General features: G+C 68.4%; 14 protein-coding genes and 1 riboswitch. Of the genes, 6 read left to right on the forward strand and 8 right to left on the reverse strand.

What is annotated here, in order from left to right; all coding sequences use genetic code 11:
- Positions 1-159: 159 nt before the first annotated feature.
- Positions 160-1053, reverse strand: coding sequence for an NADP-dependent oxidoreductase (locus BKA25_RS25150; protein ID WP_069846153.1), 894 nt, complete (start codon positions 1051-1053; stop codon positions 160-162).
- Positions 1054-1123: 70 nt separating this feature from the next.
- Between BKA25_RS25150 and BKA25_RS25155 the strand changes: the two genes are divergently transcribed.
- Complete coding sequence (locus BKA25_RS25155; protein WP_069846151.1) at positions 1124-1741, forward strand: TetR/AcrR family transcriptional regulator; 618 nt, start codon at positions 1124-1126, stop codon at positions 1739-1741.
- A 58-nt stretch (positions 1742-1799) separates the two neighbouring features.
- On the opposite strand, the gene thiD is transcribed toward BKA25_RS25155, so the two are convergent.
- The 3 genes from thiD to BKA25_RS25170 form a co-directional block, all read right to left on the reverse strand.
- Positions 1800-2666 (reverse strand): bifunctional hydroxymethylpyrimidine kinase/phosphomethylpyrimidine kinase, encoded by an 867-nt coding sequence (gene thiD, locus BKA25_RS25160; protein WP_069846150.1) that lies wholly within the window; start codon positions 2664-2666, stop codon positions 1800-1802.
- Positions 2663-4378, reverse strand: a complete 1716-nt coding sequence (thiC, locus tag BKA25_RS25165; protein WP_084642423.1) for a phosphomethylpyrimidine synthase ThiC — start codon at positions 4376-4378, stop codon at positions 2663-2665. The genes thiD and thiC overlap by 4 nt, the downstream gene beginning before the upstream one ends.
- A riboswitch (TPP riboswitch) is annotated at positions 4368-4495 on the reverse strand. It overlaps the preceding gene by 11 nt.
- 109 nt (positions 4496-4604) lie before the next feature.
- Positions 4605-5186, reverse strand: coding sequence for a peptide deformylase (locus tag BKA25_RS25170; protein WP_069846148.1), 582 nt, complete (start codon positions 5184-5186; stop codon positions 4605-4607).
- A gap of 322 nt (positions 5187-5508) precedes the next feature.
- Between BKA25_RS25170 and BKA25_RS25175 the strand changes: the two genes are divergently transcribed.
- The 4 genes from BKA25_RS25175 (at position 5509) to BKA25_RS25190 (ending at position 8483) form a co-directional block, all read left to right on the forward strand.
- Positions 5509-5802 carry a DUF3263 domain-containing protein gene (locus BKA25_RS25175; protein ID WP_069846147.1) on the forward strand — a complete coding sequence of 98 codons (294 nt, stop codon included), beginning with the start codon at positions 5509-5511 and terminating at the stop codon, positions 5800-5802.
- Positions 5803-5842: 40 nt separating this feature from the next.
- A complete protein-coding gene (locus BKA25_RS25180; RefSeq protein ID WP_069846145.1) occupies positions 5843-6505 on the forward strand; it encodes a LytR C-terminal domain-containing protein in 663 nt (220 codons plus the stop codon).
- Positions 6506-6742: 237 nt separating this feature from the next.
- Complete coding sequence (locus BKA25_RS25185) at positions 6743-7417, forward strand: FadR/GntR family transcriptional regulator (RefSeq protein WP_069846143.1); 675 nt, start codon at positions 6743-6745, stop codon at positions 7415-7417.
- A gap of 43 nt (positions 7418-7460) precedes the next feature.
- Positions 7461-8483, forward strand: coding sequence for an N-acetylglucosamine kinase (locus BKA25_RS25190; RefSeq protein ID WP_069846141.1), 1023 nt, complete (start codon positions 7461-7463; stop codon positions 8481-8483).
- On the opposite strand, the gene BKA25_RS25195 is transcribed toward BKA25_RS25190, so the two are convergent.
- Positions 8440-9237, reverse strand: coding sequence for a DUF3159 domain-containing protein (locus BKA25_RS25195; protein WP_069846139.1), 798 nt, complete (start codon positions 9235-9237; stop codon positions 8440-8442). The two genes, BKA25_RS25190 and BKA25_RS25195, sit on opposite strands and share 44 nt — an antisense overlap.
- 46 nt (positions 9238-9283) lie before the next feature.
- Entirely contained in the window at positions 9284-12256 is a 2973-nt protein-coding gene (locus BKA25_RS25200; protein ID WP_069846137.1) for an AfsR/SARP family transcriptional regulator, read from the reverse strand.
- Positions 12257-12524: 268 nt separating this feature from the next.
- Between BKA25_RS25200 and BKA25_RS25205 the strand changes: the two genes are divergently transcribed.
- Positions 12525-13625, forward strand: coding sequence for an ADP-ribosylglycohydrolase family protein (locus BKA25_RS25205; protein ID WP_236750457.1), 1101 nt, complete (start codon positions 12525-12527; stop codon positions 13623-13625).
- A 72-nt stretch (positions 13626-13697) separates the two neighbouring features.
- Here BKA25_RS25205 and thpD read toward each other — a convergent pair whose 3' ends face one another.
- Both thpD and BKA25_RS25215 read right to left on the reverse strand, forming a co-directional pair.
- Positions 13698-14600, reverse strand: coding sequence for an ectoine hydroxylase (thpD, locus tag BKA25_RS25210; protein WP_069846134.1), 903 nt, complete (start codon positions 14598-14600; stop codon positions 13698-13700).
- Positions 14601-14826: 226 nt separating this feature from the next.
- Positions 14827-15219, reverse strand: coding sequence for an ectoine synthase (locus BKA25_RS25215; protein ID WP_069846132.1), 393 nt, complete (start codon positions 15217-15219; stop codon positions 14827-14829).
- Positions 15220-15237 lie beyond the last annotated feature (18 nt).

A 15237-nucleotide genomic window follows, 5' to 3' on the forward strand; every position in this document is an offset into this window, starting at 1 on the left:
AGACCCGCCCAGCCACGGGTTCGATGATCCCCGAATCATCGGTGAATGTGGTGGCAGCGCGCGGGGTGACTCCCAGCGAACCAACTCTTTGCATCCAATGCCGGTCCGCCTCGGGTCGGCCACGTGCCCTCGGCGCGGCCGGGCTCCAGCACTGCGAAGCTAGATGACGATCACTCGGCGGCCTCGGGTGTGCCCGGCGAAGCTGTCGCGCTGCGCGGCGGCGGCCTCGTCGAGTCGGTAGGACCTCTCGACCGGGATATGCAGCCTTCCCTGTTCGATGAGCCGGGTGGCCTCGACGAGAGCATCCGTAACGCTGCCACCGACGCCGGAGAACCGAACGCCGAACTCCGATGCCCCGAGGTCGGCGATCGAGACCACCCGTTGCGGATCACCGGTGAGCGCGACGAGTTCGCCGATCACTCCGGCGCCTGCGAGGTCGAGGGCCGCATCGACCCGGCCGAGCTCGCGCACTCGCCCGACCCAGCCCTCGCCGTAGGTCGTCGCGGTGGCGCCGAGGGCACGCAGGTAGTCCTGATTGGCGGCGCTTGCCGTACCGATCACCGTGATCCCGCGATCGCGGGCGATCTGCAGCACCGCCGATCCGACCCCGCCGGATGCACCGATGACCAGCAGTGTCTGCCCGGACTGCACCCCGACTTCGCGGATGATCCGCAGCGCGGTCTCCACCACGGACGGATAACCGGCCGCTTCCTCGAACGTCAGGCCTGCGGGCATCCTGGCCCACGCCGAGAGCAGGGCGTACTCCGCGTAGGTGTTGTCGCCCTCGCCGAACACGGGGTCGCCGATCTCGATTCCGTCGACACCGTCGCCGATCTCGTCGACCACTCCGGCGGCGTCGAGTCCGATGCCTGCGGGTAATTCGATGGGCCGGACCTGCTGGAACTGCCCCTCGCGCACTCGCCAGTCATGGGGATTCACGCCCGCCGCCCGCACAGCGATCCGTACCTGGCCCGGACCCGCATGGGGTTCCTCGACATCCACGAGCTGTAGGACCTCGGGGCCGCCGAACTCGGTGAAGCTCACTCTCCTCATGCCATCGAGCGTAGCACTAACGGTTAGCGTTTTAGAACGGTTATGATTTCGCATCTGATAGTGTCATCGAGTGACCGTGTCTCCCGGACGCCGCGAACGCAAGAAGGCCGCGACCCGTCAAAAGATCGCCGATACCGCGCGGCGACTCTTCCGCGAACGCGGCTACGACGCGGTCGGCATCCGGGACGTGGCTGCGGAGGCCGACGTCGCCGTCACCACGCTCTTCTCCCACTTCGCCTCGAAAGAGGCGCTGGTGTTCGAGCAGGATCAGGACTTCGAGCAACGTCTCACGCAGGCGGTCACGGGCCGCGCGCCACACGAACCGCTCATCCACGCTCTGCGACAGGAAATCGAGGCGCTGGTACGGCATTGCACGTCGGGCGAGGCCGCTCCGTTCTGGCGCATGGTCGACAGCACGCCCACCCTGCGGCAATACGAGGAGTCGATGCGGCTACGTCATGCCGACGCCCTCGCTGCGGCCATCGCCGCCGACCTCGATCCGGCGCCGACCACGACAGCGTGTCGGACCATCGCGCGTTTCGTGGTGGACGCGCATTCGCTGGCCCGCAAGGCCCCCGACCCGATCGCCGCGTTGGACGAGATCTTCCAGATGATCGAAGCCGCCTGGCAGATCGCCTACCCCCGCGCGACCGCCGAGGCCGGGCCTACGGGCAACCGAGCGAGCTGAACCCGAACCCGCGCGGCCGCCGCATCGAGCGACGGCCGCACGGACGGCTGGAACCCGATCAGATCGGCTGCTCCGAAACCCGCCAGAAGGCCGACACGGGACCGACCCCCGCGCCAAGCGGATAGGCATCGGCAACCGCTCGCATGATGTAGCGCTTACCGAACCGCACCGCATCGATCGGCTGGGCCTGTCGGGCCAGCGCCGAGGTGATCGACGCGGCCAGGGTGTCGCCACCGCCGTGGGTGTGCGGAATCCGCATTCTGGGGCCGGGTAACTCGATGAACCGGCTGCCGTCGAAGAGCAGGTCGACGCACTCCGGATCCTCGGTGAGATGACCCGCCTTGATCAATACCCAGGACGGACCGAGTTCGTGCACCGCCTCGGCCGCCTTGCGCAGCTCGGAACGGGAGGTGACATCGAGGCCGGTGAGCAGCCGGACCTCGTCCAGATTCGGCGTGACCAGCGTGGCGATGGGCAACAGCTGATCCCGCAACGCCGCCAGGGCGTCGCGGGCCAACAGCGAATCGCCGTGCATCGAGGCCGCCACCGGATCCACCACCAGGGGCGTCCGGCCGTCCCGACCGATCGAGCTCGCCGCGCAGGCGTCGATCACCGCCTCGATGATCTCGGCGGAGGCGAGCATGCCGGTCTTGGCGGCACCGACACCGATATCGGCGGCCACCGACCGAATCTGCGCCGCGACCAACTCCGGGGGTAATGCCAGGAAATCGGCCACCCCGCGCGAGTTCTGCACCGTGACCGCGGTCAGCGCCGTCATGCCATGGACGCCACAGGCCAGGAAGGTCTTCAGGTCGGCCTGGATGCCCGCCCCACCGCCGGAGTCCGAGCCTGCGATGGTCAAGGCGGTCGGCGGGGTGGCGCCGGGAACGGGTAGGCCGGTGAACGCGGACTCGTCGGTGGTCATGACCCGACCACCGGCAGGTAGACCCGACCGCCCCGCTCGGTGAACTCCGCGGCCTTGGACTGCATGCCTGCCTCGATGGCCTCCGGCGAGGTCAAGCCGTGTTCCTCCGCGTACTTGCGGACATCCTGAGTGATCTTCATCGAACAGAACTTCGGGCCGCACATCGAGCAGAAGTGCGCCGTCTTGGCAGGCTCGGCCGGCAGCGTCTCGTCGTGGAAGGACCGGGCCGTATCCGGATCGAGCGACAGGTTGAACTGGTCGATCCAGCGGAACTCGAAGCGCGCCTTGGACAGGGCGTCGTCGCGTTGTTGGGCATGTGGATGCCCCTTGGCCAGGTCGGCCGAGTGCGCGGCGATCTTGTAGGTGATCACCCCGGTCTTGACGTCGTCGCGATCCGGTAGGCCAAGGTGCTCCTTCGGCGTGACGTAGCAGAGCATCGCGGTGCCCGCCTGCGCGATCATCGCCGCCCCGATCGCCGAGGTGATGTGGTCGTAGGCCGGTGCGATGTCGGTGGCCAACGGGCCGAGGGTGTAGAACGGCGCCTCGCCGCACAGCTCCTCTTCCAGACGCACGTTCTCGACGATCTTGTGCATCGGAACGTGGCCGGGGCCCTCGATCATCACCTGTACGTCGAATTCCCTGGCCCGCGCGGTCAGCTCGCCCAGGGTGCGCAGCTCGGCGAACTGGGCCTCGTCGTTGGCGTCGGCGATCGAGCCCGGCCGCAGTCCGTCGCCGAGGGAGAAGGTGATGTCGTAGTCCCGGAGGATCTCGCAGAGTTCGTCGAAGTGGGTGTAGAGGAAACTCTCGCGATGGTGCGCCAGACACCAGGCAGCCATGATCGAGCCGCCCCGGGAGACGATCCCGGTCACGCGACGCGCGGTGAGCGGCACGTAGCGCAGCAGCACTCCGGCATGGACGGTCATGTAGTCGACGCCCTGCTCGGCCTGCTCGATCACCGTGTCGCGATAGACCTCCCAGCTCAGCGCGGTCGGATCGCCGCCCACCTTCTCCAATGCCTGATAGATCGGCACCGTTCCGATGGGCACCGGGGAGTTACGCAGGATCCATTCCCGGGTCTCGTGGATACGTTTGCCGGTGGACAAATCCATCACGGTGTCGGCGCCCCACCGGGTGGCCCACACCATCTTGTCCACCTCGTCGGCGATGGACGAGGACACCGCCGAGTTGCCGATGTTCGCGTTGATCTTCACGAGAAACTGCTTGCCGATGATCATCGGCTCGGACTCCGGATGCCTGCGGTTGACCGGGATCACCGCTCGACCGCGTGCCACCTCCGCCCGAACCAGTTCGGCCTGCACGCCTTCGCGCGCCGCGATGAACTCCATCTCCTTGGTGATGATCCCGGCCTTGGCCAGTCCGAACTGGGTGGTGGCCGAGCCGGGTGGGGCTGCGGCGGCGCGTTCGGCGATCCAGTCCGCCCGCAGTGCGGGCAGCCCGCGTTCCAGGTCGATATCCGGGTTCTCGTGGGTATAGGGCCCCGAGGTGTCGTAGACGTCGAAGTGGGTTCCGTCGGTGAGTGACACCCGCCGCCGGGGCACCTGTAGTCCGGCGGGGGTGTCGAGATAGACCTTGCGTGATCCGCTGATGGGCCCGGTGGTGACGGCGGAGTTCGTGATGGCATCGCCCGACGAGCCCGATGTCGGCCGATCCTGTTGCGGAGAATCTGCTGCTGCAGCTGATGACGCCGACATGGCATCCTCCCTACGCTGGCATTACCCAGACAGGTTCGTGCGGTCGGCGACACCGGACCATCGAAGTCCAGCCGCCCTCTCAGCCCGCTTTCGGCGCGAGCTCCCGCGATGTGAAGTTGTGAATTCCGCTCTCGAGGCTAGTCACACCGACGGCGGGCCGTAAAGCCCGCAGCTCGGTGAACGCTCCCGCCGCCGCGTCGGGAGCGAGGCGAACCGGCCGGGTCGATCAGCCGGCGTCGACCACCGATTCGGCCTGCTGCCGAGCCGGATCCCAGGCCAATCCGGGCACACCCCAGCCGTTGGCCTTGAGCATCCGCTTGCCCTCACGCTTGTTCCGGCCGATCAACCGGTCGAGGTAGAGATACCCGTCGAGGTGGTCGGTCTCGTGTTGCAGGCAGCGGGCGAAGAAACCACTGCCCTCGACCGAGACCGGCGCGCCGTCGGCGTCCTGGCCGGTGACCTTCGCCCACGCCGCTCGGCCGGTGGGGAAGACCTCGCCGGGCACCGAGAGGCAGCCTTCGAGATCGTCCTCGGGGTCGGGCATCGACTCCGGCTTCTCGGAGGTCTCCAGAACCGGATTCACCATGACGCCACGGAACCAGGTGCCCTCGTCATCGTGGCAGTGGTAGACGAAGAGCCTGCGATCGTCACCGATCTGGTTGGCGGCCAGTCCGACGCCCTCGGCTGCGGCCATGGTCTCGAACATGTCCTCGACCAAGGTGCGCAGCTCGTCGTCGAAGACCTCCACCGGACGCGTCGGCTGGTGCAGGACCGGGTCGCCCGCGATCCGAATCGGATGAATCGCCATGTCCAAAGCCTAGAACCCGGTCTCGACCCGATCGCCCGCCGCCCTGCCGAAACGCCCGCGACAGGCCCACATCGACAGCGCTCGATCTTCCCGATCCGGTGGGCGGTACATGATGTAATGAGACGTGTCCGGACGACAGTGATGGCGTCCGGTCGCGGGGTGATCACTCGCCCGACGACGGTGCCGCAACCGAAACGCGGTGCCGACACCGGATGTGGCCATGCCCGCGTCCGACCACAGCAGACAGTGGCCGCCTGCGACGATGCCCCACCTGGCGGGGCAGCTCGAAGTACCGGTAGTCCGACACGAGGCGAGGAGTCCGATGGAGGCCGTAGACGCATTGCCGCCGGCACCTCGGCACAACGCCGAGTTGACCACACGGGAGCGGGCGATCCTGGCGTTCGAACGCCAGTGGTGGAAGCAGGCAGGTACCAAGGAACAGAAGATCCGCGAGTTGTTCGACATGTCGGCGACCCGCTACTTCCAGATTTTGAACGGACTGCTGGACCGCAAGGAAGCGTTAGAAGCCGACCCGATGCTGGTTAAGAGACTTCTCCGACAGCGTGGCGGCCGAGCGCGATCCCGAGCGATCCGGCGACGCGGCGACCTTCACTGATTCAGTCGAACACTGTGCAGCAGCACGCAGGAGGCCAGGGATGAGCAGCGTGGAGCCCTCCGGCTCGGCACGACCACTACGGGGGGTCGCCTTCGGCATGTTCGGCCTGGCCGCGATCGCACTGGTCTTCGGGGTGATGAGCCTGACCAGCGGTGGGAACTCCATGGCCGAGCAGAACGCCGGTGGTTCCAGCAGCACGGCGCCACCCCCGAGCGAAGATTCGGCGGGCGGAGCCGACAACGGCGAGTCCGACCAGGGCGGTTCGGACGCCGAGGAGTCGGAGGGTTCGGCGGGCACCGAGGACGGGGGCGACTCCGAGGAGCAGTCCGACTCCGAGAACGGTGACGCAGGCTCCGGCGGCTCGGACGGTTCCGACGGCGCGGGCAGCGACTCGGCATCCACCGAGACTCCGCTGCGCATCTTCAACAACAGCACCGTTCGAGGCTTGGCGGCCGATGCGGCCGACGACTTCGAGGCGGCGGGCTGGGAGGTCGCCGAGGTGGCGAACTACTCCGCGGGCGTCATCACCACCACCACGGCCTACTACCGACCGGGCACCCCGGAGGAGCAGGCTGCGGGCGAGATCGGCAGCGCCTTCGGAATCCGGGTGGAGCCACGCTTCGACGGCATCGCCGACCTCGGTCCGGGCGTCGTCCTGCTGATCGCCAGTGACTACGGGACGACCGAGGTCGACCCCAAGTAGTACGCCAGACCATCGGGTGAGCGGCCGACAGGAAGAACCCGCCTCACCGAGGGGGCTGGGTGAGACGGGCACCGCCAGACTACGCCGAACGGACTAAGCACACATCAGCTGATCAGGCTACGGCGTTAACCCGTTCGCCGGTCTGGATCGGTTTATCCTGGCGGTTACCTTGCCCGGTTCGGCGGACCGAGGTGCCGTAGTTCCACCCCGTGGCCGCCACTGTGTGAAAGGTCGATCGTGGCCGTCACCGATGATGCGATAGCCCGACTCCGCGCGATGATCCAACGTGGCGAGCTGGTCCCCGGCTCGCGGCTGCCACCCGAGGCCGAGCTGGCCGACGGGCTGGGGCTGTCGCGCAATTCTCTGCGCGAGGCGGTACGGGCCCTGGCCATGGTGCACATCCTCGACGTCCGGCAGGGCAGCGGCACCTACGTCTCCAGCCTGCGCGCCGAGGAACTGCTGGACTCGCTGGCCTTCGCGTTGGAGATGTACCGCGACCACGATTCCGCTCTGGAGGTGTTCGCGGTGCGCCGCATCCTCGAACCGGAGGCGACCGCGATGACCGCGGGACGGATGCGCCCTGCGGTACTGCATCGGCTGCGCAACCTCATCTCCTCGATCCGCGCCGACGCCCCGGTCGCCGATCTGGTGCGGCATGAGCTGGACTTCCACCATGAGATCGCCCGGACGGCGGGCAACGCCTACCTGGGCAGTCTGCTGGCCGCGCTGCACAGTCCGACGATCGATGCGAACCTCTGGCGTCGGCTGGCCGAGGACGGTAAGACAGAGGAGACGCTCGACGAACATCGCCTGATCGTGGATGCGCTCGCGGCCGGGAAGGCCGAGCTCGCCCGCCATCACGCGCGGACTCATCTGACGCACATCGAGCAGGCGCTGCGCGCGGCAGGCTGAGCGAGAAGCAGCAGGCCGGACCGGCGCGGTGAAGGGCAGGGGCATGGCCGCATCGAGAGACCTGGTCGTCGGCGTCGACATCGGCGGCACCTCGATCACGGCCGTGCTGGCCGGGCCCGACGGCAGCACCACGGCCCGCGCCCGCGGCGAGGGCGCCAACCCGAACTCGCATCCGGTGGAGATCGCGACCGCCAGGCTGGTCGGGGTCCTGCGTGAGCTGCTCGGCGAGGTCGATCCGCACCGAGTGCGCGGCGGTGTGCTCGGTATCGCCGGGGTCTCCCGGCTCAGCGATCCCATCGTGGCGGCCGCCTTCCAACAGGCGTGGCGCTCGGTGTGCCCCGACGCACCGATGCGGGCGCTCAGCGATGTCGAGGCCGCCTTCGCCGCCGGTACCCCGATCGGCTCGGGGGTGGTACTGGTGGCGGGCACCGGGGCGATCGCGGCCCGAATCGAGGACAACACGCTCGACAGGACTGCGGGCGGGCACGGCTGGCTGTTGGGTGACGAGGGATCGGCGTTCTGGCTTGGCCGGGAGGCGGTGCGGCACACCCTGCGCGCCGTCGAAGGACGGGATCACTGCGGCGTGCTGGCCCGTCGGGTGCTCGATGCGGCCGAGGTGCCCTGTCCGAGGGCCGAAGGTGCGGCGGTCGTGGTCGACGCGGCAGCCCGCCGCCGGTTGATCAGCGTGGTCGGTTCGGCGCAGCCGGTCCGGCTAGCCGAGTACGCCCCGCTGGTCAGCGCGGCCCATCATGCGGGTGACCCGGCCGCCGTGTCGATCGTGCGCCGAGGGGCCGCCGAGCTGGCGGACCTGGTACGCGGACTGCGCACCGCCGAGGAGAAGACGCCGGTGATCCTCGCGGGCAGTCTGCTGACCTCGGGTAGCCCCATCGAGGACCGGCTTCGCGTCGAGTTGGCCGAGCTCGCCGCGAACGACACCCTGTCGGTCGACGCGTTCGATCCCGCCTCCGGGGCCGCCTGGTTGGCCATCGTCGACTCGATCGACGACTCGAGCGAGGCCCGGCTCATCCACCGTCGCCTGACGTCGGCGCGGCCCTCGACGCCGTAGGCTGTCCCGGCGTCTGATCGCCCCGCACGGCCGGAGTCCACTGCGCGGCATCGGCCTCGACAGGCCGATCCGGACTCGTCGTCTGCGGATGGCGCAGGCCGGGGTGCCCCGTCGGCAACGACCGCCGCAGCACCGCCCAGCTCACCGCGAGACACAGCGTCACCAACGGCAGGCTGAGCACGGTCCTGGCCACCAGCAGCGCGGGCGTCAGCTCGGCCAGCCACAGGGGCAGGAAGACGGCCACCCGGATCGAGTACTGCCCGACCCACACCCAGCTGGCCCGACCGTAGGCCCGCAGCAGTCCAGGGTCGCGGCGCCAGCGCATCTTCTGCCCCAACACTGCGCCGACGATCACGCCCAGCAGCGGGCGGCGCACCAGGATGCTCATCGCCCACACCAGGATGCTGCCCATGTTGGAGAAGAGCTGCACCAGGAAGTAGTCGACGGCCCGCCCGGTGTAGATGGCGACCAACCCCGCCACCGCGACCCCGAGCATCCCCAAGAGGGCGGCCACCGGTCGCTTGCCACCCCGAATCCGGAGCACCGCGATCACCAGGCCCGCCAGTAGGGCGGCGGCGGCCCCGACCAGCACCGATTCCCCGCCCAGCCACCAGCCGAGGACGAAGATCAACGGGGGCACCGAGGCGTCGACCGCACCGCGACGGCCGCCCAGCAGCCTCGGTAGCGAGTCGGCGTCGGGGTCCGGCTCGACAGTCTGCGCGGACCTGCTCCGCCCGCCCGGGTGTTCCGTCACGACCCCAGCCTGCCCGAAGACCGCAAGCCTCGACAGCCCGGTCTGCTCACACCGGGTCGCGGGATGCCTTCGATGCCTGCTCGGTCTGCGGGCTTGGAATCGCGGCCGCTGCGGCCTCGCCGTCCAACACGGGCAGCGTGCTGTCGGTCGTCAATCTGGCCAAGCGCTCGTCGATCTCGGCACGGACCGGCGAGCTACTGCCCTGCAGCAGGATCAACGCCTGTTCCCAGCGGAACTTCGCCGAGAACTGATCGCCCAGGTGGTGATACACGTCGCCGAGGTGGACCAGGGCCTTCGCCTCCTGAACCGAGGCACCGCAGGACACCGCCACCGACCGGGCCTGCCGGGCGAAGTTCTCCGCCGCCGACCAATCCCCCAGCTCGGCGGCGAGTTCGCTCAGGTTGTTCAGGACCACCGCCTCGTGACCGGGATCGTGGAACCGCCGGTACAGCGCCAGCACCTCGAGGCAGCGTTCGTAGGCACGCTCCACGCGTCCGCAGAACTGATCGATCATCGCGAGGTTGTTCAACGCCATGGCCTGGCCTGGCAGGTCGCCGAGCTGTTGATAGAGACTCAGCGCCCGCTCGCCGCCCTGCCGGGCGTCCTCGTAGCGACCGAGGTTGGCCTGCGAGGTGAAGACACTGCTCACCGCAGGTGCGAGGATTTCCAGCTTGCCCAGTTCCTCGGCGATCGCCAGGGCTTCGACCGCGTGCTCCAGCGCCTCCTCCGACTTGGCCGAGCGGTAGAGGGCGACGTTGACGCGGCAGCGCAGCATCAGACATTCGCCGAACCGGTCGCCCGAGGTTCGCGCCGAGGCGAGCCCCTGATCGAACAACTCGGTCGACTCGTCCAGCAGGTGTCGGAACAGCACGTACGGCGCGGCGCCCCACGCGATGCGCCAGGCTGCCTCGTGCCGCTGCCTGCGGACGGCGGTCCGGGCCGCGTGCATCAGGTTGTTCCACTCCCGATCGAACCAGCCGACGGCCTGGTCCAGACTCGTCGTCTCCGGCAGTTCGAAGCCGGGTGCGTACGGCCCCGGACTGCCCGGGGTGGAACGGATCAGGTCCCGCCCCCGTTCGGCGACGGCCAAGTAGAAGTCCACCATCGCCGTCTCGGCGGCGAGCCGCTCCGCGTCGTCGAGTTCGTCGGTGGCGAGTTCCCTGGCGTAGAGCCGGACGAGGTCGTGACTGCCGAATCGACCATGCTCACGCGACGAGATCAGATGCACCGATTCCAGGACGTGCAGTTGCTCGGCGACCTGGGCGAAGGCGCTGCCCGACATCGCCGCCAACACGGAGCGGCTCAGCTCCACACCGGGATGGACGCCGATGAGGCGGAACAACCGGGCGGCGTCGGATCGGAGCCGTCGATAGGTGAGTTCGAGCGCCCCTCGGACGCTGATCTGCGGGTCGCCCGCCCGCAGTGCTCCGAGCCGACGGCGCTCGTCGGCCAGTTCGTCGATCAGATCGCCGATGGAGAGTTCCGGGTCGCCCGTCATCCGGGCAGCGGCGATCCGCAGGGCCAGCGGCAGATTGCCGCACAGCTCGGTCAGCCGGTCCAGGTCGCTCGCGGTCGGCTCGACCCCGACGGCGAGGCGTTTGATCAGCTCACCCGCCTGGGCGGCGGACAGCGGACCGAGTCGGATCAGCCGGGCGCCATTGGTGATCAGCAGGCCGTCGAGCATCCGTCTGCTGGTGATCACCACCGTGCAAGACGGCGAGGCGGGCAGCAGTGGCGACACCTGCAGGTGGTCGACGGCGTCGTCGAGCAGCACGAGCATCCGCCGTTTCGCCGTGATCGAGCGGTACAGCGCCGTCCGTTCGGTCAACCCGGTGGGAATCTGTTCGGAGGTCAGGCCGAGGCCGATCAAGAACTGTCTCAACACGTCCGCAGGCGACACCGGTGGGTCACAGGGGTCGACGGCGCGCAGCGAGGCGAAGAGTTGCCCATCCGGGTATTCGCTGTCGGGGCCGTTGCTCACCCGATGCGCCCAGTTCACGGCCAGAGCGCTCTTACCGAGGCCGGCCTCGCCGCTGACCACGGCGATCGTGGATCCGCCCTCGTCGCGCCTGCTCGGCCGCAGCGAGTCCAGGACGATGAACTCCTCGTCCCTGCCCACGAAGCCCCCGATCCGGGGCGGGAGTTGCGCGGGCACCACCTGGGTGTGCCCTGCCACGGGCTGCACGACGGCGGGCTCGTTCGAATCGGTCGACGCGGGCTCGGCTGTCTCCGGGGCCACCACGGTGGCCTCGTCCTGCAGAATCCGTTGATACGTCAGCTGCAGCTGCGGGGACGGATCGACGCCGAGTTCCTCGGCCAACCGCTCGCGCAGTGCGTGGTAGCGCCGCAGTGCATCGGCGCGCCGCCCGGTGTGATGCAGCGCCATCATGAGTTGGTCGGTGAGGCGTTCGCGCAGCGGGTGCGCCGCGACCAATTCGTCCAACTCGGTGACCAGGCCGGTTCTCGGCCCCTCGGCCAGTTCGGCGGCGATCCGGTCCTCGACCAGGCTGAGCCGGAGTTCCTCGATCGACATCGCGATGGCTCGCAGGGCGGGCAGATCGTCCATGTCGGCCAGGGTGTGACCCCGCCACAACTCCAGCGCCGCTCGCAACGCCACCGCGCGGGAACGGCCGGTCAGCAGCGCGGCCTTCTTGGCCAGCTCCCGCGCCCGGTGCAGATCGATCCGGCCGGGGTCGATCCGCAGCAGATAGCCGGGCGAGCGGGTGATGATCGCAACATCGCCGACGTCCCCGGCCGCACCGACGATCAGTTTACGTAGGCGTGACACATATCCCTGCAAGATCGTGCGTACAGTTGCGGGTGGTTCGCCGTCCCAGAGCACCTTGATGATCCGGTCGACGGACACGACCTGATTGGCATTGAGCGTCAACAACGCCATCAGCCTGCGCATCGCCCGACTGCCGAGCACGATCGGCCGTCCGCAACTGAGCACCTCGAACGCCCCTAACAGGCGGAATTCGAGGCGGTTCGCGCCGACAGGCGGCGTCCCAGGGTCCATGGACGGCCTGCCTCCTCGACCTGTTCGTGTCGACGTCGTTCGTCGAACCTCGCCAACCTAGATCGTGCTCGCCTGATCCTGGTGGGGAAAGGTGCAATCGCAATCTTGGTCGTCGAGCCGCGTCGGCGCCGCCCGCGAGCATGACCGACGTCCGCACCGGTCGGATCTCGACCATTCCGACGAACCGCGATTCACCCGTTGGGTAGAGGCTACTGTCGTGTCCCGCGTACATCGCGGCGGTGGGCATTGGCAGCGCATGGAGGAGAACGTGACAGCAGCAGCACAGCCCACCGTGGTGGACCGTGCGGCGGGCTGTCTGTTGGCCGGTGCCATGGGCGACTCGCTGGGAGCCCCGGTGGAGTTCTCCCGCCTCGCCGAGATCCGCCAGGCCTACGGCCCGGATGGGATCGTCGAACTGCCCAAACCCGGCCTCATCACCGACGACACCCAGCTCACCCTGTTCACCGCCGAGGGCTATATCAGCGCGTGGGTCCGAGGTAAGCACCTGCAGACCTGGAATCCGGCGCAGGAGGTGTGGAAGGCGTACCGGCGCTGGCTGTCGACACAGCAGGGCAGGGGGCCCGGCGACAACCCCTATGGCCTGCTGGCCGAGCGCAGGCTCTACGCCAACCGCTCGCCGGGACTGGCCACGCTGCGGGCGTTGGCCCACGAGCAGCCGCCGACCGACGATATCCAGTACGAGACGGCGAACGGCTGCGGCGGGGTGGTGCGCACCGCGCCCGCCGGGTTCGCGCCGACCGGCGAACTGGCCTATCGGATGGGCTGCCAGTTCGCCGCCCTGACCCATGGACACCCCGAGGGCTGGGCGCCCGCCGGGTCGCTCGCGCTGTTGGTGCACCTGCTGGCGGTGCGCCGTCGCACGCTCAGCGATGCGGTCGATCAGGTGACCGGCCGCGTGCTGCGCGACGACCCGACCACCGCGAGCCTGCTGGCGGCGGCGGTCAAGGCCGCCGAACGCGACAACGAGGACGCCAGGGCTGCCAGGGAGGCCCGGGCCTTCGGGAAGCCACCGCACACGGGAGGGCCCTCCGCCGACTCCATCGCGGAACTCGGCGCGGGTTGGATCGCACCGGAGACGCTGGCCATCGCCGTGTACTCGGCGTTGACCCATCGCAAGTCCGCCCAGTTCCCGGACGCCCTGCGGCTGGCGGCCAACCACTCGGGCGACAGCGATTCGACGGCGGCGCTCACCGGGAACATCCTCGGCGCGCTGCACGGCACCGCGGTGTTGCCCAAGCCATGGCTGGCCCGGCTGGAGTTGGCCGATGTGATCGCGGACATCGGATACGACCTCGGGGCGACCTGCGCGGGCGAGGAATTCGAGGAGGGCCGCTACCTGGTGGCGTGAGCCGCAGCGGGATCGCCTTCTCAGACCCGGACGACGCGGGCGGCCCCAGGCGACCCGCGTCGTCCGTCGGCGTCAGCGCTGGACGGGAACGAAGGCCCGGTCCGCCACGAACGTCGGTCGCGGGGCGGCCGCACCGTACGGGTCTTGCAGCGTGTTCTCCACGCTGTTGAACACCAGGAAGATGTTCGACCTCGGGAACGGCGTGATGTTGTTGCCCGAACCGTGCATGGAGTTCGAGTCGAACATCAAGGCCGAACCAGCCGAGCCGGTGAACTGGTCGATGCCGTGTTCCGCAGCCAGCTTGGTGATGCTGTCCTCGTCGGGAACACCGATCTTCTGTGCCTTGAGCGAGGCCTTGTAGTTGTCCTCGGGCGTCTCGCCGACGCAGGACACGAAGGTCCGATGCGCACCGGGCATCAACATGAGCCCGCCGTTGAACGGGTAGTTGTCGGTGAGCGCGATCGACATGCTGACCGCGCGCATCCGAGGCATGCCGTCCTCGGCGTGCCAGGTCTCGAAGTCCGAGTGCCAGTAGAAGCCCGTACCTCGATACCCCGGCATCAGGTTGACCCGGCTCTGATGGATGTAGACATCGGAACCGACGATCTGCCGAGCCCGGTCCAGCACCCTCGGATCGGTGGCGAGCTTGCCGATCGCCGAGCTGATCTTGTGCACCTCGAAGATGGATCTGACCTCGTCAGAACTCTTCTCGACGATGGTCCGCTCGTCTGCCTTGACGCCTGCGTCGTTGGTGAGATCCATCAGCTCCTGCCAGAACTGCTGAACCTCGGCCGGGGTGAGCAGGCCGTCGACCGTCAGGTAGCCCTTCTCGTCGTAGCTCGCGAGCGTCCGCTGATCGATCGGGCCCGACTCGTTGCTCGGCCATACCACCGGGTCCTGCCGGCTGATGAGCGATGGTTTATCACCCACTCGGGTGGGGTAGAGATCCCCGGTCTCGACGTCGACGACAGTCATGCGCTCTCCAATCTCCGTGGCGAATTGCCGACACCGGCCCGCGCGATGGTCTGCACGAGCCGCTCTCTTGGTTCGTGGTGGGTTCGGGTCTGCGGCATGTCCGGTCTCCTACCGGAATCCATACCCTTCGAGGTTCCTGGGCAATCGCCTCCTGCTGTGTGGTCGGACTACTACGCCAGCAGGCCCGATCGGGCCTGCTGGCGGGTCTTCGGCCGGTGACGCCGAACTAGACGGGCTCGACGATCAGCGGGTAGACCCCGTTCTCGTCGTGCACCTCGGCGCCGGTCACCGGCGGGTTGAACACGCACACGGTCTTGATCTCGGTCTCGGCCCGGACCTGGTGCCGCTCGTTGCCGTCGAGCAGGTAGAGCGTGCCGGGCGCCAACTTGTAGACCTCGCCGGTCTCCTTGTCGGTCAGCTCGCCGTGTCCCTCGGTGACGAACACCGCCTCGACGTGGTTGGCGTACCAGAAGTCGTTCACCGTGCCCGCGTAGATGGTGGTCTCGTGGACCGAGAACCCGACGCCCTCTTTCGCCAGCACGATGCGCTTGCTGCGCCAGTTGGGCGTCTTGATGTCCCGGTCGGTCTCCTCGATCTCACCGAGCGAACGAACGATCACAGGGTCACTCCTAGCAGT

Origin of the sequence: Actinoalloteichus hymeniacidonis, from assembly GCF_014203365.1 — a bacterium.
Classification (GTDB): domain Bacteria; phylum Actinomycetota; class Actinomycetes; order Mycobacteriales; family Pseudonocardiaceae; genus Actinoalloteichus_A; species Actinoalloteichus_A hymeniacidonis.

What these genes read in the sequence shown, in the direction of transcription:
- thiC (WP_084642423.1), bottom strand. Translation starts at nt 4,378, where the DNA reads ATGTCGGCGTCATCAGCTGCAGCAGCAGATTCTCCGCAACAGGATCGG.
- BKA25_RS25175 (WP_069846147.1), top strand. Translation starts at nt 5,509, where the DNA reads ATGGAGGCCGTAGACGCATTGCCGCCGGCACCTCGGCACAACGCCGAG.
- BKA25_RS25180 (WP_069846145.1), top strand. Translation starts at nt 5,843, where the DNA reads ATGAGCAGCGTGGAGCCCTCCGGCTCGGCACGACCACTACGGGGGGTC.
- thiD (WP_069846150.1), bottom strand. Translation starts at nt 2,666, where the DNA reads ATGACCACCGACGAGTCCGCGTTCACCGGCCTACCCGTTCCCGGCGCC.
- BKA25_RS25200 (WP_069846137.1), bottom strand. Translation starts at nt 12,256, where the DNA reads ATGGACCCTGGGACGCCGCCTGTCGGCGCGAACCGCCTCGAATTCCGC.
- BKA25_RS25170 (WP_069846148.1), bottom strand. Translation starts at nt 5,186, where the DNA reads ATGGCGATTCATCCGATTCGGATCGCGGGCGACCCGGTCCTGCACCAG.
- thpD (WP_069846134.1), bottom strand. Translation starts at nt 14,600, where the DNA reads ATGACTGTCGTCGACGTCGAGACCGGGGATCTCTACCCCACCCGAGTG.
- BKA25_RS25190 (WP_069846141.1), top strand. Translation starts at nt 7,461, where the DNA reads ATGGCCGCATCGAGAGACCTGGTCGTCGGCGTCGACATCGGCGGCACC.
- BKA25_RS25150 (WP_069846153.1), bottom strand. Translation starts at nt 1,053, where the DNA reads ATGAGGAGAGTGAGCTTCACCGAGTTCGGCGGCCCCGAGGTCCTACAG.